The sequence below is a fragment of the Actinomadura sp. NPDC048021 genome, from assembly GCF_040653135.1.
In the GTDB taxonomy this organism is placed as follows: Bacteria; Actinomycetota; Actinomycetes; order Streptosporangiales; family Streptosporangiaceae; genus Spirillospora; species Spirillospora verrucosospora.
This window is the reverse complement of record NZ_JBEZJQ010000019.1, coordinates 146,472-167,217: the sequence shown is the minus strand read 5'-3', so window position 1 is coordinate 167,217 and position 20,746 is coordinate 146,472. Positions and strand designations below refer to the sequence as shown.

Sequence of the window (20,746 nt, the reverse complement as noted above, 5' to 3'; positions counted from 1 at the left end):
CCGGGCGGGTCCTCGCGGACGACGACGGCGCCCGGCAGGACGTCGCGGCGCGGCCCCACGACGATCAGCCGGGACGCTCCGGACGCGGCGGCCGCCGCCCACTCGATCAGCCGGCGTCCCCCCACGGGGGCGGCGGGCTTGTCGGCGCCGAACCGCCGGGCGCGCCCGCCCGCGAGCAGCACTGCGTCGAAGGGCGGGCCGGCGTCCACGCGGGTCAGCCGCCGATCGCCGACATGGGCCGGGCGGGCTGGAGGAACGCCGGGTCGTCGATGCCGTGCCCGGCGCGCTTGGTCCGCACGGCCCGACGCCACCGCTCGGCCAGCTCGGCGTCGTCGGCGCCGCCGCGCATCGCGTCCCGCAGGTTGGACTCCTCGGTGGCGAACAGGCAGTTGCGGACCTGTCCGTCGGCGGTGAGCCGCACCCGGTCGCAGGCCCCGCAGAACGGCCGGGTGACCGAGCCGATCACGCCGACCGTCTCGGGGCCGCCGTCGACCAGGAACGACTCGGCGGGGGCGCTGCCGCGCTCGTGCGCGGTGTCGGGCACGAGGTCGAACTCGGCGGACAGCCGGTCCAGGATCTCGTCCGCGGTGATCATGTTCTCGCGGGTCCAGCCGTGCTGGGCGTCCAGCGGCATCTGCTCGATGAACCGCAGCCGGTAGCCGTGCTCCAGGCAGTACCGCAGCAGCGGGACGGCCTCGTGGTCGTTGATCCCGCGCATCAGCACGGTGTTGATCTTGACCGGTGCGAGGCCCGTCCGGCGCGCCGCCGCCAGCCCCTCCAGCACGTCGGCGAGCCGGTCGCGGTGCGCGAGGCGCCGGAAGGTCTCGCGGTCGAGGGTGTCGAGGGAGACGTTGACCCGGTCGAGCCCGGCCTCGGCCAGCGGCGCGGCCAGCCGGTCGAGCCCGATGCCGTTGGTGGTCAGCGAGGTCTGGGGGCGCGGCGCCAGCTCGGCCGTCCGCCGCACGATGCCGGCGAGGCCGCGCCGCAGCAGCGGTTCGCCGCCCGTGTAGCGGACCTCGGTGACGCCGAGGTCGCGCACGGCGAGCCCGACCAGCCGGACGACCTCGTCGTCGGTGAGCAGTTCCGGCTTCGGCAGCCAGTCCAGCCCCTCGGGCGGCATGCAGTACGAGCAGCGCAGGTTGCACCGGTCGGTGAGGGAGACCCGCAGGTCCGTCGCGGTACGGCCGAAGGTGTCGACCAGCACGGGCACCCCTTCCTGTCGCGGTCTGGATCTCCAGCCTATTGCGGTGGTTGACGATCCGATCCCCCTCGGGAGACGGTGATCTTCCATCGGGCGGCAGGGAGGCCGGAGTGGCGACGTCGCGGGAGTGGGAGTTCGCGGGCACGCGGGGAGCGGTCACCGCCCGGAGCTGGGCGGACGGCGAGCCGCGCTACGTCGCGGTGCTCGTGCACGGCTACGGCGAGCACCTCGGCCGCTACGGCCACGTCGCGGACGTCCTGGTGCGGCACGGGGCCGTCGTCTGCGGCCCGGACCACGCGGGCCACGGCCGCTCGGCCGGCGAGCGCGTGCTGGTGGAGGACGTCGAGGACGTCGTCGCCGACCTGCACACGGTCGTGGAGGCGGCCCGCGGCGACCACCCGGGCCTGCCCGCCGTCATGATCGGCCACTCCATGGGCGGGCTGATCGCCACCAGGTACGCCCAGCTCCACGGCGACGGCCTCGCAGCGCTCGTGCTGTCCGGACCGGTCCTCGGCCGCTGGCACGTCGTCGAGGAGCTACTGCCCCTCGACGCGATGCCGGACGAGCCGATCGACACCTCGACGCTCTCTCGCGACCCCGCGGTCGGCAAGGCCTACACCGAGGACCCGCTGATCTGGCACGGCCCGTTCAAGAAGCCCACCGTCCGGGCGCTGGACGACGCCCTGCGCCGCGTCAACGAGCACGGGTCCCTGGGCGCGCTGCCGACCTTCTACGTCCACGGCGACGCCGACGAGCTCGTCCGCCCGCGGGACACCCGCGTCGGCATCGAGGCGATCCGCGGGGACGACCTCACCGAGCGCCTCTATCCGGGCGCCCGTCACGAGGTCTTCAACGAGACCAACCGCGACGAGGTCCTCGCCGACGTCACCGCCTTCATCGACCGCGTCCTGCCGGAGGCGCCCCGGTCCGGCGCCTGACCCGCACGGGCGCCGACGACCCGGTGCGGCGCGCCCGCCGTCCTCCCGCGGCCACCCCCGTCTGACTGGCATGGCCACATAAAGAAGGCTGCCGAGTCAATATCGCTCTACGTAGCATTATTTTTACCGAGAGGCACCATCTCGCGATCCAAAGGGGGGACGCGCACATGAGCCGAACGAGGATCCGCCACCGGGCGGTCGCGACCGTGGAGCGCCGGCCCGCGGACCTCCGCGAGGACGGTGGCACATGACGCTGGTGGGGGCGGCCGTCACCCCCCTGACCGGCCAGACGTGGACGGCGGCGATCAGCGCGTTCGAGACGCTCACGGACCGCCCCATGCCGGTCCGCCGCTGCTACGACGGGGCCCCGCCGTCCTCGGTGAGCGCCTCGCAGCTCCGCTACGACGTGGGCGTGCGCAAGAGCGTCTACAGCATCAAGCCGACCATGTCGACGCCGCTGTCGGCGCTCCAGGCGCTCGCGTCCGACATCGTCGCCAAGGGCGCCCAGTGCGACCTGATCATCTACCACGAGCCGGTCGACAACATGTCCGGCGACGCCTTCGTCAGCCTCTACAAGCGGTCGGCGCCGCCGTTCCGCGCGGTGGGGGTGAAGGTGGGGGTGTGCTTCACCAACTACTCGTGCAACCTGCCCTACTCCGATCCGCGGTCGGCGCTGCGGAACTACTGGCCGGACTCTGGCATGGTCGACTTCATCGCGATCGACGAGTACCCGATCGGGGAGATCACCTCCACCACGGACGCCGCCCCGATGGACGCCCGCACGCGGCGGGTCTGCCAGTTCGCCGACGCCCGCGGCATCTCCCTGGGCCTGGCCGAGTACGGCGTGGACGCCTCGTGGGACGTCACCAAGTCCGATCGGTGGATGCGGTCGGTCACCGACTGGGGACGGGCCCGCGCGAGCCTCGGCCACCCGCTGCGGTGGGCGAACTACTTCCATTCCGGTGTCTACCGGCTGACGCACGCCGAGCACCTGGACGCCTACAGCGACACGGCCCAGCTGCTGAAGTGAGGTCCGGCGGCCCGCGGGGGGCGGGCCGCCGGGCACGGCCGCCCCGCCGGGGTCAGCCCTTCACGCAGATGAGCTGGCGGAGGTGCGCCACGACCTCGACGAGGTCGGACTGGGCCTCGATCACCGTCTCCAGGTCCTTGTAGGCGCCGGGGATCTCGTCGATGACGCCGCTGTCCTTGCGGCACTCGACGCCCCTGGTCTGCTCGACCAGGTCCTCGACCGTGAAGTGCTTGCGGGCCTTGTTGCGGCTCATCCTGCGGCCCGCGCCGTGCGAGGCCGAGTTGTAGGCGGTCTCGTTGCCGAGGCCGCGGACGATGTAGGTGCCGGTCGCCATGGAGCCCGGGATGATCCCGAGGTCGCCGGCGCCCGCGCGGATCGCGCCCTTGCGGGTGACGAGCAGCTCGACTCCCCCGTACTCCTCCTCCGCCACGTAGTTGTGGTGGCAGGAGATGACCTCGCCCCACCTGCAGCGCTTCTCGCCGAACTGCCTGGTGACGACGTTCTGCGCGAGCGCGGTCATGACGGCGCGGTTGCGGCGCGCGTACTCCTGCGCCCAGAACAGGTCGTGCCGGTAGGCGTCCATCTTGGCGGTGCCGGTGAGGAACACGGCGAGGTCGCCGTCCGGCAGGTCCTGGTTGTGCGGCAGCTTGCGGGCGGCCTCGATGTGCTGCTCGGCCAGCTCGTTGCCGATGTTGCGCGACCCCGAGTGCAGGACGAGCCAGATCGCGCCGTCGTCGTCCGCGCACAGCTCCAGGAAGTGGTTGCCGCCGCCGAGCGTGCCCATCTGCGAGCGGGCGCGGCCGAGGCGGGACCGCACCGCCGGGTGCAGGTCGTCGAACGCCTTCCAGAAGTCGTACCAGCCGCGTTCCTTCAGGCCCGGCAGAGCGGACGGGTCCACGGCGGTCCTGTGCGAGCCGCGCCCGACGGGGATCGCCTTCTCCAGCCGCGAGCGCAGGCCCGACAGGTCGTCGGGCATGTCCTCGACGGTGAGCGACGACTTCGCGGCGGTCATCCCGCAGCCGATGTCGACCCCGACGGCGGCCGGGGACACCGCGTTCCTCATCGCGATCACCGAGCCGACGGTGGCGCCCTTGCCGTAGTGGACGTCGGGCATCACCGCGAGGCCCTCCACCCACGGCAGGGCGGAGACGTTGCGCAGCTGGTCGAGGGCGAGGTCCTCGACGGTGTCGGGGTCGGTCCACATCCGGATCGGGACGCGGCCGCCCTTCAGGGTCTGGTACGGCATTCCCACTCCTTGATCGACGGAACCGGACCGCGATCTATGACGCCAGAGTCACCCGTCCCGGTTCAACCGGTTTTCGCCCTGGCGGCGCTCGGTGAGGCCGAGCCGGTCGAGGTGGCGCAGCAGGGCGACGGCGACGTCGCGGCCGGTCCCGAGCGCGTCGCCGGCCTGGGCGGGCGTGAACGGCTGCGGGAGCTCGGACAGGACGCGCAGCGCCTCCCGGTCGGCGCCCGGGAGCAGCACGACCCCGTCGTCGATCCGCAGGACGGCGCCCGCGCGCTCCGCCCCGGCGAGGACCTCGCCCGTGAGGCCCAGCTCTTCGAGGCGCTCGGCGCTGGGGGGATCGAACGGGGTGTCCGCGAGGTCGGCGCGGAGGCGCCGCACGGCCGCGGCCCAGGGCGGCGGCGGTTCCGCGGCGACCGCCGCAGGAGCGGGCTCGGCGGCCGGCGCGGGGCCGGGGCCCGGGGACGGGCCGTAGACGCGTCCCGCGTCCAGGCGCAGCGGCGGCTGGACGAGCGCGGCGGCGAGCTGCCGGGAGGGGAGGCCGAGGCGCAGCCGGACGGACTCCAGCGGGATGCCGGGGGCGCTGGGGCTCTCGGCGGCGTGCCGGGCCGTCTCCTCCGCGAGCCGCTCGAACAGCGACCGCCAGTGCGCCGGGTCGGCGACCCACTCGCCGTCCAGGGCGACGGCGCCGGGCGGCGGCGCGCAGCCCATGACCGACAGCTCCGAGCGCCGGAGCACGCCGTGCCGGCGGAGCACTACGGCGCCGTCCGGGCGGTCGGGCCAGGTCGCCAGCTCGCGGGCGCGGGCGGCGCCCGCTCCGCGGCGCACGAGGGTGGGCGGCCGGACGTCCAGGACGCTCACCCCGGCGATCGTGCGGCGGTCGGGGTCGCGCAGGAGCCCGGTGTCGCCGAGGTGGAGGGCGAGCCGGGTGTTCAGGGTCAGGCGCGCGGTGTCGGGGCCGAGGGGCCGCAGCCCGACCGCGACGGCGGCCGACCCGATGTGCAGCGTCATCCGCCGCGCGAGCCTGCCGGACGCCTCGCCGAAGCGGGTCCGGACGTCGACGCTGGTGGTGTGCGTCCAGGCGCCGGGCGTGACCAGGGCCATGCCGGGGTCGACGCGCCCGGCGTCGCGCAGCGTCACCACGACGCGGGAGACGCCGCCGACCGACTCCCGGGGCTCGCCGGCGCAGCCGATCGTCCGGACGCGGACCCGCTCGCCCGCGGGCATGAGGAGCAGCTCGTCCCCCACGGCGACCGTCCCGGCGGCGAGGGTGCCGGCGATGACGGCCTGCCGCCCGGCGGTGAACGCGCGGTCCGCCCACAGCCGCACCGGGGCGGCCGGGTCGGGCACGGGCAGCCGGCCGGCGAGGCGGTCGAGCGCGGCGGTCAGCTCGGCCACCCCGGCGCCGGTCTCGGCGCTCACCGCGACGGCCTCCGCACCGCGCAGCGCCGTCCCGGCCAGCCGCTCGCGGATCTGGCGCAGCGCGGGCCTGGGGTCGGCGGCGTCGGCCTTGGTGACCGCGAGGACGCCGGACCGGACGCCGAGCGCGGAGAGGGCCTCCAGGTGCTCGCGGGTCTGCGGCATCCACCCCTCGTCGGCGGCGACGGTGAGCAGGACCGCGGACGCGGGCGCCGCCCCGGCGAGCCAGTCCGGAACGGACCGCTCGTCGCCGGGCGCGTCGACGAACGCGACGCGCCTCCCCGAGGGCAGCTCCGTCCAGGCGCCCGTCTCGCCGGGACTCCTGCCCGTGAGGGCGCGCACGAGCGCCGACTTGCCGTGCCCACCGTGTCCGGCGGTGGTGACGACGTGCATCAGCGTCCTTTCCAGGCCTGAACGCCGATGGCCGCGCGAGAACGGGCCGTGCGGGGAGTGGCGGAGCGGGGGGCGGAGTTCCGGAGGGCGGTGCGGGGGTTGCGCAGACGAAGGTCCACGAAAGGCAACCCTAGGGACGCCCGGGCCCCGCGCAAACCGCGACGCGCTGGCGCGTCGCGCCGGACCTGCGGACATCAAGGGGCGATTCGCCCGCTCTACACTTATTTAGGTTAAGTAACTACATGCCGCGCGCCGGGATCCGGCGACCGGCCGATGCGGGAGGTTCGCATGACCGGCGCTCGGGCGGCTCGCGGCACAGGCGCCCCGGAGGGCGGCGCGGCCGGCGCACCGGCGGCGCCCGGAGCCGGCGCACCGGCCGCCCGGCCCACCGGCCCCACCCTGCTCGCGCTCGCCGCCGCCGGGATGGTCGTGTCGGTGCAGCAGACGCTCGTGCTTCCGCTGCTGCCGCAGCTCATGACCCGCTTCGAGGCCCCCATCACGGACGTGACGTGGGTGTTCACCGCGTCCCTGCTGGCCGGCGCCGTCGCCACTCCGCTGCTGACGCGGTTCGGCGACATGTACGGCAAGAAGCGGATGATCCTGCTCGCCCTCGCGCTGCTGCTGGCCGGCTCGGTGCTGTGCGCGGTGTCCGGCACGCTGCCGGTGCTGATCGCCGGGCGCGCCCTGCAGGGCGTCTCGGCGGCGCTGATCCCGCTCGCCATCGGCATGATCCGCGACACGTTCCCGGCCGAGCGGGTGACCACGGCGATCGGCATCGTCAGCGCCACCATGGGCGTCGGCGGCAGCGCCGGCATGATCGTGACCGGGCTGATCGCCACCCGCACCGGCAGCCACCACCCGGTGTTCTGGATCGCCGCCGCGCTGGCGGCGGCGGGGCTTGTGCTGGTCGCCGCGACGGCGCGCGACGTCGGCGTCCGCGCCGGCGGCCGGCCGGACCTGCCGGGCGCGGCCCTGCTCGCCTGCTGGCTGGTCTGCCTGCTGCTCGGCATCAGCCAGGGCAACGCGTGGGGCTGGACGTCCCGCGGGGTGCTGGGGCTGTTCGGCGCCGCAGCCGCGCTGTGCGCGGTCTGGACGGCGGTCGAGCTGCGGGTCCGCGCGCCGCTGGTGCGGCTGGGCCTGCTGGTCGGCCCCCGGTCCCTGTCGGCCAACGTCGTCTCGGCGCTGCTCGGCTTCTCGATGTTCGCCGCCTTCACGCTGATCGCCGGCTTCGTCCAGGCGCGGCCGGAGGAGGTCGGGTACGGGCTCGGCGGCTCGGTGCTGGACGTCGGGCTCTACATGCTGCCGAGCACCGTGACGATGCTGGTGTTCTCGGCGATGGCCGGGCGGCTCGCGGGGCGCCTCGGCCCCGCGTACACCCTCGCGATCGGGTCGGCTTTCGCCGGGCTCTGCTACGCGTGGCTCGCGGTGTCGAACGCGCACGTGTACGACATGCTCGCGTTCAGCGCCCTCCAGGGCGTCGGGTTCGGGATCGCCTACGCCGCGCTCGGCACGCTCGCCGTCCGGCACGTCCCGATGGACCAGAGCGGGATCGCCAGCGGCATCAACTCGCTCGTCCGCACCACGGGCGGCAGCGTCGCGGGCGCCGTCACGGCGTCGATCCTGGCCGGACGGGCCGCGGGCGCCGGCGTCCCCTCCCTCGGCGCCTACGAGCTGTGCTTCTGGGTGGTCTCCGCGGGGGCGGCGCTGGCCGCCCTCATCGCCGTCGCGCACGCCCTGCGCCACCCCGGGTAGACCCCGCCCGGCGGCGCGGGCCCTTGACGAACCGGCCCCGCGCCATGCCCTATAGGGATGCGGCCCGAATCGCGGCGACGCCGGTCCGGGCCTCCGCGCAGATCCGGGCCAGGACCCGTCACCGGGAGGACGACATGGGCGCCTACGCGGCCGCGTACGAACGCAGCATCGCCGATCCGACCCGCTTCTGGGGGCTGGCGGCACGGGACGTGCGGTGGCTCGTCCCGCCGGACCGGGTGCTGGACGACGGGGCGCCGCCCTTCTACCGGTGGTTCACCGGCGGTGAGCTCAACACCTGCGACAACGCGCTGGACCGGCACGTCGAGGAGGGCCGCGGCGACCAGGCCGCGCTGATCTACGACAGCCCGGTCACCGGGACCGTGCGGACCTACTCCTACCGGGAGCTGACCGGCCATGTCGCGCGGTTCGCCGGGGCGCTGCGCGCGCTGGGCGTCGACCGCGGCGACCGCGTGGTCATCTACCTGCCCATGGTGCCCGAGGCGGTCATCGCGATGCTGGCGTGCGCGCGGCTCGGCGCCGTGCACTCGGTGGTCTTCGGCGGGTTCGCGGCGCGGGAGCTGGCGGTGCGCATCGACGACGCCCGCCCGAAGGCGGTCGTGTCGGCGTCCTGCGGGATCGAGGCGGGCCGGGTGGTCCCCTACAAGCCGCTGCTGGACCGGGCGCTGGAGCTGGCCCGGCACAAGGTCGAGCGGTGCGTGATCCGGCAGCGCGAGCAGCTCCACGCCGACCTCGTCCGGCCGCGGGACGTGGAGTGGGACGAGGCCGTCGCGGCCGCCGAGCCCGCCGGGTGCGTCCCCGTCGCCGCCACCGACCCGCTCTACATCCTCTACACCTCCGGCACGACCGGGCGGCCGAAGGGCGTCGTGCGCGACAACGGCGGGCACGCGGTGGCGCTGCGCTGGTCGATGGAGAACGTGTTCGGCGTGGGGCGGGGCGACGTGTTCTGGGCGGCCTCCGACGTCGGCTGGGTCGTCGGGCACTCCTACATCGTGTACGCGCCGCTGCTCAGCGGCTGCACGACCGTGCTGTACGAGGGCAAGCCGGTCGGGACGCCGGACGCGGGCGCGTTCTGGCGGGTGGCCGCGCAGCACCGGGTGAAGGCGCTGTTCACCGCGCCGACCGCGATCCGGGCCGTCAAGAAGGAGGACCCCGAGGGCGCGCTGCTCGCCGGGCACGACCTGTCGGCCCTGGAGACGCTGTTCCTCGCCGGCGAGCGCCTCGACCCCGACACCTACCGCTGGGCCTCGCGCGTCCTGGACCGCCCGGTGATCGACCACTGGTGGCAGACCGAGACCGGCTGGCCGATCGTGGCGAACCTGCGCGGGCTGGAGCCGATGCCGGTCAAGGCGGGGTCGCCGTCGGTGCCGGTGCCCGGGTACGACGTGCGGGTCCTCGGCCCGGACGGCTCGCCCGTCCCGCCCGGCGCCGACGGCGACATCGCGATCCGGCTGCCGCTGCCGCCGGGCACGCTGCCCACGCTGTGGCAGGACGACGAGCGCTTCGTCGAGTCGTACCTGACGAAGTTCCCCGGCCACTACCTGACCGGCGACGGCGGGCACATCGACGAGGACGGCTACGTCTGGGTGATGGGCCGCACCGACGACGTCATCAACGTGGCCGGGCACCGGCTGTCCACCGGGACGATGGAGGAGGTCATCTCCTCCCACCCGGCCGTCGCCGAGTGCGCCGTCATCGGCGTCCAGGACGCGCTCAAGGGGCAGGTGCCGCGCGGGCTGGTCGTGCTCAAGAGCGGCATCCTGGCCGAGCCGGGCGAGGTGTGCGCCGAACTGGTCGCGATGGTGCGCGAGCAGATCGGGCCCGTCGCCGCGCTCAGGGAGATCTCGGTCGTGCCCGCGCTGCCGAAGACGCGGTCGGGCAAGATCCTGCGAGGCGTCATGCGGGGCATCGCCGACGGGCAGGAGGTGACCGTCCCGTCCACCATCGAGGACCCGGAGGTGCTGGACGGCCTGCGCCCCGTGCTGCGCCGGGAGTAGGGACCGCCGCGGGCGAGCGTCACGGGTCGCGGCCGGTCCGCTTCGGCCAGAACGCCGCGACCAGGACGACGGCGACCACCGAGAGGAAGATCTGGAAGAGCGCCTCCCACAGGTTCCAGCCGCCGTCGCCGAGGCTGGACAGGTGGACCAGGCCCGTGCCGCCGAACGCCGCGACGACCCCGACCGCCACCAGCAGCCACGCCGGCATGTTCTCGCGGCCCGGCACGGCGACCCTGCCCAGGACACCGATGGCGGCGCCCAGGACGACGGCGGCCACGAGTCCGCCGATGGTCATGCCTCGCCTCCCCCGCCCCCGATGAGGCCGTGCCGGGAACCTACCCGCCCCTCCGATCGGCGACACGGGCGGCGGACGGCCGGGCGGCGCTAGCGGACGACGAGGGTGTGCCGCCCCCGGCCGACGAGCTCCCCGACGACCGGCGCGCCCGGGATCTCCCCCGCGACCAGCAGCCCGCCGGAGGTCTGGGCGTCGGCGAGCAGCAGCCGCTCCTCCTCGGCGATCCGGCGGAAGAGGGTGTGCGGCGACACCCACGCGAGGTTGCGGCGGGTGCCGCCGGGCACGAACCCGTCCCGCACGGCGGCGCGCGCGCCGTCGAGGCAGGGGACGGCGGAGGCGTCCACGACGGCCGTGACGCCGCTCGCCCGCGCCAGCTTGTACAGGTGGCCGAGCAGCCCGAAGCCGGAGACGGCGGCGGCGCACGCGGCGCCGCGCTCGAGGGCGGCCAGGCCCGCCGCCGCGTTCAGCTCCGTCATGGCCGCGACCGCGTGCGGGAACACCTCCCCGGTCGCCCGGTGCCGGGCGTTGAGCGCGCCGACCCCGAGCGGCTTGGTCAGCGTGAGCGGGACGCCGGGACGGCCCGCGTCCAGCCGCAGCAGGCGGTCCGGGTCGGCGGTGCCGGTGACCGCGAGGCCGTACTTCGGCTCGGGGTCCTCGATGCTGTGCCCGCCGGCGATCGCGACGCCGGCCAGGGCCGCCATGTCCCGCCCGCCGCGCAGCACCTCGCGGGCCAGTTCGGCGGGCAGCGCGTCGGCGGGCCAGCCGAGCAGGTTCAGGGCCATCAGCGGCACGCCCCCGACGGCGTAGACGTCGGAGAGCGCGCTGGCGGCGGCGATCCGCCCCCAGTCGTAGGCGTCGTCGACGACGGGGGTGCGGAAGTCGGCGGTGGAGACCACGGCCCGGCCGCCGTCGAGGCGCAGCACGGCGGCGCCGTCGCCGTCGGGGCCGCCGACGAGGAGGGCGTCGTCCCCGCCTGTGAGACCGGCCGTGACCCGCTCCAGTTCCCCTGGCGGAATCTTGCTGGAGCCGCCGCCGCGCGCGTACTGCGTCAGGCGGGCCACGGGGGCGAGTCGGGTCACCGCTGAATTTAACGCACAACTACTTCAAATGATCAACAAACGGACGGTACGCGTCCGGTCACCGACCGCCGAACGGGCCCGCGACCAGCGCCGAAAACCCCCGAACCCCTTGTCCGAACTCGGTTCGGCGTGATGCGATCTCCTTCCTGCAAGTCTTCACTTACTTCGGTCACCGACCACGAGGGGCGACATGGGGATCCAGGAACAGCGGGCCGACCTCGACCGGGCCGTCGCGGGGCAGACGATCTGCACCGCCCTCGCCGCGACCGCCGCACGGCACGGCGGAAGGCCGGCCTACTCCGACCGGACCGGCGGCGAGTGGAGCACGCTCACCTGGGCGGACACGCGGACCCGCGCGCTGGAGACGGCCGCGGGGTTCGCCGCCCTCGGCCTGGAGGCCGGCGACGTCGTCGCGCTGATGATGCCGAACCGGTCCGAGCACGTGCTGGCCGACCTCGGCGCCGTGCACGCCGGCGGCGTTCCCACCACGGTGTACGCGACGCTCGCACCCGACCAGGTCGCGTTCGTCGCCGGGGACTGCTCGGCCAGGTACGCCGTGCTGGACGGCACGGACCAGCTCGGCCGCTGGCTGCCCGTCCTGGACCGCCTCCCGGACCTGCGCAAGATCATCGTGGTGGACTCCGCAGCCTGCCCGCCCGGCGACCGCTTCCTCAGCTGGGAGGCCTTCACCGAGCTCGGCCGCCGCGAGCTGGCCGCCGACCCGCTCGCCATCGACCGGCGCTGGCAGGCGGTCGGGCCCGGGGACACCGCCACGCTGCTGTACACCTCCGGTACCACCGGCGACCCCAAGGGCGTCCTGATCACGCACTCGATGGCGCTGCACGAGGCGGAGATGGTCGAGCGCAGCTCCGTCCTGCCCGAGCACCCCGCCGGCATCTCCTACCTGCCGTTCGCGCACATCGCCGACCGGGTGCTGAGCTACTACCTGCCGGTCCGGCTGGCCTCCCACGTCCACTTCTGCCCCGACCCGGCCCAGCTGACGACGATCCTCGGCGAGGTGCGGCCGCACTCCTTCTTCGGCGTCCCGCGCGTCTGGGAGAAGATCATGGGCGGCATCCAGGCGGTGCTGTCGGCCGAGCAGGACGAGGCGAGGAAGCGGGCCGTCGCCGCCGCCCTGGACGCCGGCCGCGCGTACGTCACGGCGCAGGAGCACGGCAACACCCTCACCCCGCGGATCGCCGAGGCCTTCGAGCGGGCCGACCGGGCCGTCCTCACCCCCATGCGCGCGCTGCTCGGCCTGGACCGCGTCCGCCAGGCCTCCAGCGCCGCCGCGCCGCTGCCCGTCGAGGTGGCCCGGTTCTTCGCCGGGCTCGGCCTGAAGATCTTCGACGCCTACGGGATGACGGAGACGACCGGCGCCGTCACCGCCAACCTCGCCGACTCCTTCAAGCTCGGCACCGTCGGCCGCCCGTTCCCCGGCGTCGAGCTCAGGCTCGCCGGCGACGGCGAGATCCTCGTCCGCGGCGCCACCTGCACCCCCGGCTACCTGAACCGCCCCGACGCCACCGCCGACCTCATCGACGCCGACGGCTGGGTGCACACCGGCGACATCGGCCGCCTGGACGCGGACGGGTTCCTCACCGTCGTCGACCGCAAGAAGGAACTGATCATCACCGCCGGCGGCGAGAACATCTCCCCCTCCCTGGTGGAGAACCGCCTCAAGGAGCACCCGCTCATCGGCCAGGCCCTCGCCTTCGGCGACCGCCGCCCCTACGTCGTCGCGCTCATCACCCTCGACGGGGAGGTCGCGCCCGTCTGGGCGGCCGCCCACGGCGTCGACACCACCGACCTGGCCGCCCTCGCCGACCACCCCCTCGTCCTGGAGGAGGTCGCCCGGGCCGTCGAGGACGCCAACGCCCGGCTCGCCCGCGTCCAGCAGGTCAAGCGGTGGCGCCTGCTCACCGCCGAGTGGACCGCCGAGAGCGAGGAGCTCACCCCGACCCTCAAGCTGAAGCGCCGCGTCGTGCACACCAAGTACGCCGCCGACATCGACGGCCTCTACACCGGCTAAGATCACCGCCGGAGGCGTGTGAGCGCCTGGTGGCCTCCCCGGCCTTCAAAGCCGACGGTCCCGAGGATCTCGGGACGGCGGGTTCGATTCCCGTACGCCTCCGCCACCCGCCCCGCGCCGCGGCGTCCGGGCGCGACGTAACGTGAGGGCATGAGGCGTCGCAAGCTGGCCTACGGGATCATGATGGGCACCTGCCTCACGCTGTTCGTGCTGGCCTGGGCGGTGGTCCGGCTGTACTCGCACCCGGCCGCGATCGCGATGACGGTGGCGGCGCTCGTGATCCCGCCGTTCGCGGTGGTGGTCGCCAACTGGAACATCGACCGGACGGACCGCCGTAGGTGAGCGGCCACGGGGCCGCGTGGCTGCTGGACCTCGCCGGGATCTTCGTGTTCGCCGTGTCGGGGGCGCTCGCGGCCGTCCGGCAGCGGCTCGACGTCGTCGGCATGGTGGTGCTGGCCGAGATCACCGCGCTCGGCGGCGGGATCCTGCGCGACCTGATCATCGGGGCCGTCCCCCCGGCGGCGTTCACCGACCTCGGGTACGTGCTGGTCCCGATGGCGGCGTCGGCGCTGGTGTTCTTCTGGCATCCGCAGGTGACGCGGCTGCTGCCGGCGGTGCTGCTGTTCGACGCGGCCGGACTCGGGCTGTTCTGCGCGACGGGGACGGTCAAGGCGCTGGAGTACGGGCTCTCGCCGGTGCACGCGGTGCTGCTCGGCATCGTGACGGCGGTGGGCGGCGGCATCCTGCGGGACGTGCTGGCGGGCCGCATCCCGGCGGTGCTGTACGACCGGCAGCTGTACGCGGTGCCCGCGCTGCTCGGGGCGGCCGTGACCGCGGGCGCCGAGAGCGCGGGCCTGCACGGCGGCGCCGTCACGGCCGGCGCCGCCGCCCTGGCGTTCGGGTTGCGCGTCCTCGCGATGCGCCAGGGGTGGCGGGCGCCCCGCCCCCGCGGGGTGCCCGACTAGCCCGCGCGGCGGCCGCGCCCGCCAGGGCTTCGTTTCGGGCCGGTTCCCGGGGTACCGTCAACGGTCATGGGGCGGATCACCGTACGCAGGCCCGTGCTTCGGCTGAGCGCGTCCGGGGCCCGGGTGCGCAGGCCCGACACGCTCGCGGCGGAGGAGCCGCTGGAGATCCGCGTCGCCGGCAAACCGCTGACGATCACGATGCGCACGCCGGGGCACGACTTCGACCTGGTCGCCGGGTTCCTGGCGGCCGAGGGCGTGGTCGGGCGGGCCGGCGACATCGCGGCGATGCGGTACTGCGCCGACACCGCGGAGCAGAACACCCTGGACGTCGCGCTCTCCCCCGGCGTGCCGCCGCCGGACGACTCCATGACGCGGGCGTTCACCACCACCAGCGCCTGCGGGGTGTGCGGCAAGTCGAGCATCGAGGCGCTGCGCGCCGACCGGCCCTACGAGGTGGCCGGCGACCCGGTGCGGCTCACCCCGGACGTGCTGACGGCCATGCCGGAGCGGCTGCGCGCGGCGCAGCGGGTGTTCGACCGGACGGGCGGCCTGCACGCCGCCGGGCTCTTCGACGCCGAGGGCGGGCTCCTCGCCCTGCGCGAGGACGTCGGCCGCCACAACGCCGTCGACAAGGTGATCGGGTGGGCCCTGCGGCAGGGGCGGCTGCCGCTGACCGGGACGGTCCTCATGGTGAGCGGGCGCGCGTCGTTCGAGCTGACGCAGAAGGCGATGACGGCCGGCGTCCCGGTCCTCGCGGCGGTGTCGGCGCCGTCCTCGCTGGCCGTGGACCTCGCCGAGGACGCGGGGATGACGCTCGTCGGCTTCCTGCGCGGCGAGACCATGAACGTCTACACGGGTGCGGAGCGTATCGGCCCCTGAGCGGCGCCACTTGTCACGCCGGGCCGAAAACCGAGCGGTAACTTGTTGGCCTCGTCTCAAGAAACCACGGGCGCCGCAGGAGTTGACTGCACTGCCAATGGCACACGCGCGGCGCGGGGGCACGTCGCGGCCGGCCCGGACGCGTGGAAGGCGAGGACCGCATGACGAGGCCCCAGGCGAGCGGCGGCACGGCGCCCGTCGACGAGCGCCATCCGCCGATCAAGCCGCGGCGCGTCTCCTTCGACTGGTCGCGGACCCCGCTGCACTGGGTCCCGAACGACCCGGTCGCCACGCACATCATCAACTCGTTCCACATCGTCCTGCCCGAGGGCGAGAAGTGGTTCATCCAGTGCGTGAAGGACGCCCGCCCGTACATCCGGGACGAGCGGCTGCTGGAGGAGATCAAGGGCTTCATCGGGCAGGAGATGGTGCACGCCCGCTCCCACCAGGGCGTCCTGGACCAGATCCTGCAGCGCGCGGGCATCGACGTCTCCAGGATCACCGACGCGGCGGGGCGGGGCAACGCCGAGCGCCCCGCGCAGATGGCGGCGCTGAAGGAGCGGAATCCGCGGGCCTGGCGGCGCCGGCTGCGCTTCGAACTGGCCGCGGTCGCCTCGATCGAGCACTACACCGCCGTCCTCGGACAGTGGATCATGGACAACGACCGGCTCGACAAGGCCGGCGTGGACCCGACGATGCTGGACCTGCTGCGCTGGCACGGCGCCGAGGAGGTCGAGCACCGCTCGGTGGTCTTCGACGTCTACACGGCCATGGGAGGCCGGTACCCGACCCGCGTCGCCGCGTGGGTGGTGTCGCTGTTCTTCCTGTACTGGGCGCTGATCGGCGGCTCGCTCTACCTGCTCAAGCAGGACCCGACGATCAAGCGGAGGGTGACGCCGCTGCGCGTCTACCGCTCCTACCGGCGGTCGGTGCGGCTCGGCCACGTGCCCGGCGTCTTCCGGCTCCTGCTCGGCGAGGCGCCCGTCTACCTCAGGCCGGACCACCACCCCTCCAAGGTCTGCTCCACGCCCCGCGCGCTGGACTACCTCACGCGGTCGCCCGCCGCCAGGGCCGCGGGCTACGACCCCTACTAGACCGCGCCGCGGCACGCTCCGCGCCCCGGTCCCGCGCACGCCGCGGTGGCGGGCGTCACTCCGCGAGCCACTTGACCCGGGGGCGGATCGGCGATTTATTAACATTGTGTCCAATAAAGTGGCGCTCGCCCGCGTGCACGACGCCGCGGAGCTCGAACGATTCCGCGCCGTCCAGCGCCTGTGCTACCGGTGCGCCGAGGAGGTCGCCGGCACGCTCGAACCGGGCGTGACCGAGCGCGAGGCGTGCCGCCGCATGCGCCGGTGGCTGCGCGCACGCGGCGTCGACGACTGGCTGCACACCCCGTTCGCCTGGTTCGGCGACCGGTCGGCCTTCCGCGGCTTCCGGCTGCCCACGCAGTTCCTGCCCGGCGGGACGCGCCTGGAGGAGGGCATGCCCTACATCCTGGACATGGCGCCGGTGCGGGACGGCTACTCCGCCGACATCGGGTACGGCGGCGTCCTCGGCGAGAACAGGATCTGGGAACGACTCGACGCCGACCTGGCCGCCTACCGGGCGCTGATCCTGCGTCTCGTCCGCGAACGGCGGACGTTCGCCGACGTCTACGCCGAGGTCGACGCGCTCATCGAGCGCCAGGGCCACGACAGCCGCCACCGCGTGTATCCGGGGCGCGTCATCGGCCATCAGATCGGCGTCATCGGTGGGATCCTCCCGAAGCGCGTGGGATTCCCATTCGGTGTACGGTTCCTCCAGACCATCGGCCGCGAACTGGTCAAGGAGCGCCTGGAAGGGCGCTCCCCGCTCTGGAACGGGGCCGCGCAGTCCCAGCACCCCCCGACGCCCGGGCTGTGGGCGGTCGAGCCCCACATCGGGTTCCGCGGCGTCGGCGTGAAGTTCGAGGAGATCCTCGTGGTCACCGAGGACGACGCGCACTGGCTCGACGACGACCTGCCCCACGTGCACCGGTGGGCCCGACGGGAGACGACCGCATGACACACCCCGCCCCACCCGTCGCGCGGCGGCGCGTCCGCGGAGACGGCGTCGACCTCGCCGTCTACGAGCAGGGCGACCGGTCGCGCCCCACCGTCCTGCTGGTCCACGGCTACCCCGACACCCACGCCGTCTGGGACGAGGTGGCGGCGCGGCTCGCCGACCGGTTCCACGTCGTCCGGTACGACGTGCGCGGCGCGGGCGCCTCGTCCCGTCCGCGCGGGAGCAGGCGCTACACGTTCGAGTACCTGATGGCCGACATGGAGGCCGTCCTGGACGCGACCGCGCCCGAGCGCAAGGTGCACCTGGTGGGGCACGACTGGGGCTCCATCCAGGCGTGGGAGGCGGTCTGCACGATGCCGGACCGCTTCGCCTCGTTCACCTCGATCTCCGGCCCGTGCCTGGACCACGTCGCGCACTGGACGCGGCGGAACCTGGCGCGCCCCACCCCGGCCAACCTGCGGCGGGCGGCCGGGCAGGGCCTCCGCTCCTGGTACATCTACTTCTTCCAGACGCCGGTGCTGCCGGAACTGCTGTGGCGGGCCGGGATGGCGAAGCCGTTCGCCAAGGCCCTGGAGCTGGGAGAGGGCGTCCCGCCCCGGCAGGGCCACCCGGCCGGGACCATGGCGCGCGACGCCGCGGCGGGGGTCGGGCTGTACCGGGCGAACATGCTCCAGCGGCTGCGCCGCCCGCGCGACCGGCGAACGGACGTCCCGACCCAGGTCATCGTCCCGACCAAGGACCTGTTCGTCTCGCCGCACCTGGTAGGCGGGCTGGCCGGACGCGTCCCGAACCTGTCGCTGCGCACGCTCAAGGCCGGGCACTGGGTGCCCCGCAGCCACCCCGACGTCGTCGCCCGCTGGGTGAGCGAGCACATCGCGGGCGTGCGGGGCGGCCCGCTCGGCGCCGCCGAGTCGCGCGCGCTCAGGCGGGCCAGGGTGGCCGGGGGCCGGCGGTCCTTCGACGGCTCCCTCGTCGTCGTCACGGGCGCGGGCAGCGGGATCGGCCGCGCGACCGCGCTGGCCTTCGCCGAACGCGGCGCCGAGGTGGTCGCCGCCGACATCGACCGGGCCTCCGCCGAGCGCACCGCCGAACTCGCCGGCCTCCTCGGCCCCGCGGCACACGCCTTCCAGGTGGACGTGTCCGACCGCGGCGCGATGGAGGACTTCGCCAAGGCGGTCATGCACGAGCACGGCGTGCCGGACGTCGTGGTCAACAACGCCGGGATCGGGATGGCCGGCCCGTTCCTGGAGCACAGCGCCGACGACTGGCGCAAAGTCCTGGACGTCAACCTGTGGGGCGTCCTCCACGGCTCGCGGCTCTTCGCCGAGCAGATGGTGGAGCGAGGGCAGGGCGGCCATATCGTCAACACCTCCTCCGCCGCCGCGTTCACCCCGTCCCGCGCGCTGCCCGCCTACGCGACCAGCAAGGCGGCCGTGCTGATGCTGTCGGAGTGCATGCGCGCCGAGCTGAAGGGCCAGGGCATCGGGGTCAGCGCCGTGTGCCCGGGGATCGTCAACACCAACATCACCCGCACGTCCCGCTTCGTCGGCCGGGGCGAGGAGGACGAGGCGCTCAGCCGGGAGCGGGTCGCGCGGGCCTACGCGCGCCGCGGCTACGGGCCGGAGCGCGTGGCGGAGCAGATCGTCGCGGCCGTCCGCGGCGACCGCGCGGTCGTCCCGGTGACCCCGGAGGCGCGCCTCGGCTACCTCGGGTCGCGTGTGGCGCCGGGCGTCATGCGGCTGCTGGCCCGGCTCGACGTGGGCTGACCGCCGCCCCTCCGCGAGAGCCCGTAAGGTGATCACCGGGAGGGATGCCACATGGCCGACGCCGTCGTCGTCGGCGCGGGGCACAACGGCCTCGTCGCCGCGAACATGCTGGCCGACGCCGGGTGGGACGTGGAGGTGCTCGAAGCGCAGCCCGAACCGGGCGGCGCGGTGCGCAGCGACCGGGGAGTCCACCCCGACCATGTGAGCGACCTGTGCAGCGCGTTCTACCCGCTCGGAGTCGCCTCGCCCGCGATGCGGGCGCTGGAGCTGGAGCGGCACGGGCTGCGCTGGCGGCACGCGCCCGCCGTCCTCGCCCACCCGCTCCCGGACGGGCGCTGCGCCGTCCTGGAGCGCGACCGCGACGCGACCGCCGTGGGCCTCGACGCGCTCGGCGCGGGCGACGGCGAGGCGTGGCTGCGCCTCTGCCGCCTGTGGGACGAGATGGGAGAGGACGTCCTGCGCGCCCTGCTCGGCCCGTTCCCGCCGGTGCGGGCCGCGCTGCCGCTGCTGGCGTCCGCGCGCCGGGCGGGCGGGCTCCGCGCCGTCCGCACGCTGCTGGCCCCCGTCCGCACGCTCGGGGAGCAGGAGTTCGCCGGCCCCGGCGGCCCGCTGCTGCTCGCCGGGTCGACGCTGCACACTGACATGTTCCCCGAGTCGACCGCCGGGTCACTGTTCGGCTGGCTGCTCGCCATGGCCGGGCAGCGGCACGGGTGGCCGGTCCCCGAGGGCGGTGCGGGCGAGCTGACGGCGGCGCTCGTGCGGCGGCTGGAGTCGCGCGGCGGACGCGTCCGCTGCGACACCCCGGTCGCCTCGGTCGTCGTGCGGGACGGGCGCGCGCTCGGCGTCCGCACCGCGTCGGGCGAACCGGTGCGCTCCGCGAGGGCCGTCCTCGCCGACGTGTCGGCCCCCGCCCTCTACGGCGGCCTGGTCGGCTGGTCCGACCTGCCGGCCTCCCTGCGCGCCGACATGCGCCGCTTCGTCTGGGACCACGCGACCTTCAAGGTGGACTGGGCGCTCTCCGGGCCGATCCCGTGGGCGGCGGACGGCGCCGGGCGCGCCGGGACCGTCCACCTGTCCCCCGGCCTGGACGCGATGACCGACTACAGCGCGCAGCTCGCCACCGGGCGCGTCCCGTCCGAGCCCTTCGCGCTCCTCGGCCAGATGACGACCGCCGACCCCGCCCGCTCCCCCGCCGGAACCGAGTCGGTCTGGGCGTACACCCACGTCCCCCACCGGGTGAAGGCCGACGCCGGGCCGGACGGCATCACCGGCGCCTGGGACGAGCGCGAGCGCGACGCCATGGCGCGCCGCCTCGAGGACGTCGTCGAACGCCTCGCCCCGGGCTTCCGCTCCCGCGTCCTCGGCCGCCGCGTCACCGCGCCGCCCGCGTTCCAGGACCACGACGCCAACCTGCGCGGCGGCGCGCTCAACGGCGGCACCGCGATGCTCCACCAGCAACTGGTGTTCCGGCCCGTTCCCGGCCTCGGGCGCCCCGAGACACCGGTCGCGGGCCTGTACCTGGCGTCGGCCTCCGCGCACCCGGGCGGCGGCGTGCACGGCGCGTGCGGCGCCAACGCGGCCCGCGCCGCCCTGGCCCACGCCGGTCCTGCGGGGCGCCTGCTCACCCCGGCGCTCGGCGCGCTTTCGCGGCTCCTCGCCCCCGGACCCGGGGGGGGGGGGGCGGCAGGGC

18 protein-coding genes and 1 tRNA gene are annotated in these 20,746 nt (G+C 74.8%); 13 read left to right on the top strand and 6 right to left on the bottom strand.

All coding sequences use genetic code 11. The annotated features are described in order from the left end of the window. Both AB0C87_RS28820 and moaA read right to left on the bottom strand, forming a co-directional pair. On the bottom strand, positions 1–209 hold a 209-nt coding region (locus AB0C87_RS28820), incomplete at its 3' end, for an NTP transferase domain-containing protein (protein ID WP_360580418.1). 5 nt (positions 210–214) lie between these two features. Beyond that, complete coding sequence (moaA, locus tag AB0C87_RS28815; protein WP_345181154.1) at positions 215–1,204, bottom strand: GTP 3',8-cyclase MoaA; 990 nt, start codon at positions 1,202–1,204, stop codon at positions 215–217. Positions 1,205–1,311: 107 nt separating this feature from the next. Between moaA and AB0C87_RS28810 the strand changes: the two genes are divergently transcribed. Beyond that, positions 1,312–2,139: an alpha/beta fold hydrolase gene (locus AB0C87_RS28810; protein ID WP_353834883.1), complete on the top strand. Its 828-nt coding sequence runs from the start codon at positions 1,312–1,314 to the stop codon at positions 2,137–2,139. 247 nt (positions 2,140–2,386) lie between these two features. After that, positions 2,387–3,169, top strand: a complete 783-nt coding sequence (locus tag AB0C87_RS28805) for a hypothetical protein (protein ID WP_360580415.1) — start codon at positions 2,387–2,389, stop codon at positions 3,167–3,169. A 52-nt stretch (positions 3,170–3,221) separates the two neighbouring features. Here AB0C87_RS28805 and AB0C87_RS28800 read toward each other — a convergent pair whose 3' ends face one another. Together AB0C87_RS28800 and AB0C87_RS28795 are read right to left on the bottom strand one after the other, a co-directional pair. After that, positions 3,222–4,415 (bottom strand): RtcB family protein, encoded by a 1,194-nt coding sequence (locus tag AB0C87_RS28800; protein ID WP_345181147.1) that lies wholly within the window; start codon positions 4,413–4,415, stop codon positions 3,222–3,224. A gap of 48 nt (positions 4,416–4,463) precedes the next feature. Further along, a complete protein-coding gene (locus AB0C87_RS28795; protein WP_345181145.1) occupies positions 4,464–6,227 on the bottom strand; it encodes a SelB C-terminal domain-containing protein in 1,764 nt (587 codons plus the stop codon). Positions 6,228–6,515: 288 nt separating this feature from the next. Here AB0C87_RS28795 and AB0C87_RS28790 point away from each other — a divergent pair, with 288 nt between their 5' ends. Both AB0C87_RS28790 and AB0C87_RS28785 read left to right on the top strand, forming a co-directional pair. Further along, on the top strand, positions 6,516–7,979 hold the full coding sequence (locus AB0C87_RS28790) for an MFS transporter (RefSeq protein ID WP_345181143.1): 1,464 nt from the start codon (positions 6,516–6,518) through the stop codon (positions 7,977–7,979). Positions 7,980–8,023: 44 nt separating this feature from the next. After that, on the top strand, positions 8,024–9,994 hold the full coding sequence (locus tag AB0C87_RS28785; protein ID WP_360580413.1) for a propionyl-CoA synthetase: 1,971 nt from the start codon (positions 8,024–8,026) through the stop codon (positions 9,992–9,994). Positions 9,995–10,013: 19 nt separating this feature from the next. Here AB0C87_RS28785 and AB0C87_RS28780 read toward each other — a convergent pair whose 3' ends face one another. Together AB0C87_RS28780 and selD are read right to left on the bottom strand one after the other, a co-directional pair. Next, positions 10,014–10,289 (bottom strand): GlsB/YeaQ/YmgE family stress response membrane protein, encoded by a 276-nt coding sequence (locus AB0C87_RS28780; RefSeq protein WP_345181139.1) that lies wholly within the window; start codon positions 10,287–10,289, stop codon positions 10,014–10,016. Positions 10,290–10,378: 89 nt separating this feature from the next. After that, the gene (gene selD, locus AB0C87_RS28775) at positions 10,379–11,368 is read right to left on the bottom strand and encodes a selenide, water dikinase SelD (RefSeq protein ID WP_345181137.1); all 990 of its coding nucleotides are present in this window, start codon (positions 11,366–11,368) and stop codon (positions 10,379–10,381) included. 190 nt (positions 11,369–11,558) lie between these two features. Between selD and AB0C87_RS28770 the strand changes: the two genes are divergently transcribed. The 9 genes from AB0C87_RS28770 to AB0C87_RS28730 all read left to right on the top strand — a co-directional run. Beyond that, positions 11,559–13,400 carry an AMP-dependent synthetase/ligase gene (locus AB0C87_RS28770; RefSeq protein ID WP_360580412.1) on the top strand — a complete coding sequence of 614 codons (1,842 nt, stop codon included), beginning with the start codon at positions 11,559–11,561 and terminating at the stop codon, positions 13,398–13,400. A 10-nt stretch (positions 13,401–13,410) separates the two neighbouring features. Further along, a tRNA-Sec gene (locus AB0C87_RS28765) sits at positions 13,411–13,506 on the top strand. Between the two features lie 44 nt (positions 13,507–13,550). Continuing rightward, positions 13,551–13,742 (top strand): DUF3099 domain-containing protein, encoded by a 192-nt coding sequence (locus tag AB0C87_RS28760; protein ID WP_345181133.1) that lies wholly within the window; start codon positions 13,551–13,553, stop codon positions 13,740–13,742. Then, a complete protein-coding gene (locus AB0C87_RS28755) occupies positions 13,739–14,365 on the top strand; it encodes a trimeric intracellular cation channel family protein (RefSeq protein ID WP_345181130.1) in 627 nt (208 codons plus the stop codon). Before AB0C87_RS28760 ends, AB0C87_RS28755 begins: the two co-directional genes overlap by 4 nt. Before the next feature lie 66 nt (positions 14,366–14,431). Further along, entirely contained in the window at positions 14,432–15,244 is an 813-nt protein-coding gene (gene fdhD / locus AB0C87_RS28750) for a formate dehydrogenase accessory sulfurtransferase FdhD (protein WP_360580410.1), read from the top strand. A gap of 161 nt (positions 15,245–15,405) precedes the next feature. Further along, a complete protein-coding gene (locus AB0C87_RS28745) occupies positions 15,406–16,338 on the top strand; it encodes a metal-dependent hydrolase (RefSeq protein ID WP_353834060.1) in 933 nt (310 codons plus the stop codon). Between the two features lie 118 nt (positions 16,339–16,456). Then, positions 16,457–17,290 (top strand): M24 family metallopeptidase, encoded by an 834-nt coding sequence (locus AB0C87_RS28740; protein WP_360580421.1) that lies wholly within the window; start codon positions 16,457–16,459, stop codon positions 17,288–17,290. Continuing rightward, positions 17,287–19,056, top strand: coding sequence for an SDR family oxidoreductase (locus tag AB0C87_RS28735; protein ID WP_360580408.1), 1,770 nt, complete (start codon positions 17,287–17,289; stop codon positions 19,054–19,056). Before AB0C87_RS28740 ends, AB0C87_RS28735 begins: the two co-directional genes overlap by 4 nt. A gap of 51 nt (positions 19,057–19,107) precedes the next feature. Beyond that, the coding region (locus AB0C87_RS28730) for an NAD(P)/FAD-dependent oxidoreductase (RefSeq protein WP_360580406.1) at positions 19,108–20,746 on the top strand (1,639 nt) is incomplete at its 3' end.

Coding starts and splice junctions, on each gene's coding strand:
- AB0C87_RS28770 (WP_360580412.1), top strand. CDS start 11,559: ATGGGGATCCAGGAACAGCGGGCCGACCTCGACCGGGCCGTCGCGGGG.
- AB0C87_RS28780 (WP_345181139.1), bottom strand. CDS start 10,289: ATGACCATCGGCGGACTCGTGGCCGCCGTCGTCCTGGGCGCCGCCATC.
- AB0C87_RS28800 (WP_345181147.1), bottom strand. CDS start 4,415: ATGCCGTACCAGACCCTGAAGGGCGGCCGCGTCCCGATCCGGATGTGG.
- AB0C87_RS28795 (WP_345181145.1), bottom strand. CDS start 6,227: ATGCACGTCGTCACCACCGCCGGACACGGTGGGCACGGCAAGTCGGCG.
- AB0C87_RS28745 (WP_353834060.1), top strand. CDS start 15,406: ATGACGAGGCCCCAGGCGAGCGGCGGCACGGCGCCCGTCGACGAGCGC.
- AB0C87_RS28790 (WP_345181143.1), top strand. CDS start 6,516: ATGACCGGCGCTCGGGCGGCTCGCGGCACAGGCGCCCCGGAGGGCGGC.
- AB0C87_RS28735 (WP_360580408.1), top strand. CDS start 17,287: ATGACACACCCCGCCCCACCCGTCGCGCGGCGGCGCGTCCGCGGAGAC.
- AB0C87_RS28785 (WP_360580413.1), top strand. CDS start 8,024: ATGCCCTATAGGGATGCGGCCCGAATCGCGGCGACGCCGGTCCGGGCC.
- AB0C87_RS28805 (WP_360580415.1), top strand. CDS start 2,387: ATGACGCTGGTGGGGGCGGCCGTCACCCCCCTGACCGGCCAGACGTGG.
- fdhD (WP_360580410.1), top strand. CDS start 14,432: ATGGGGCGGATCACCGTACGCAGGCCCGTGCTTCGGCTGAGCGCGTCC.
- AB0C87_RS28760 (WP_345181133.1), top strand. CDS start 13,551: ATGAGGCGTCGCAAGCTGGCCTACGGGATCATGATGGGCACCTGCCTC.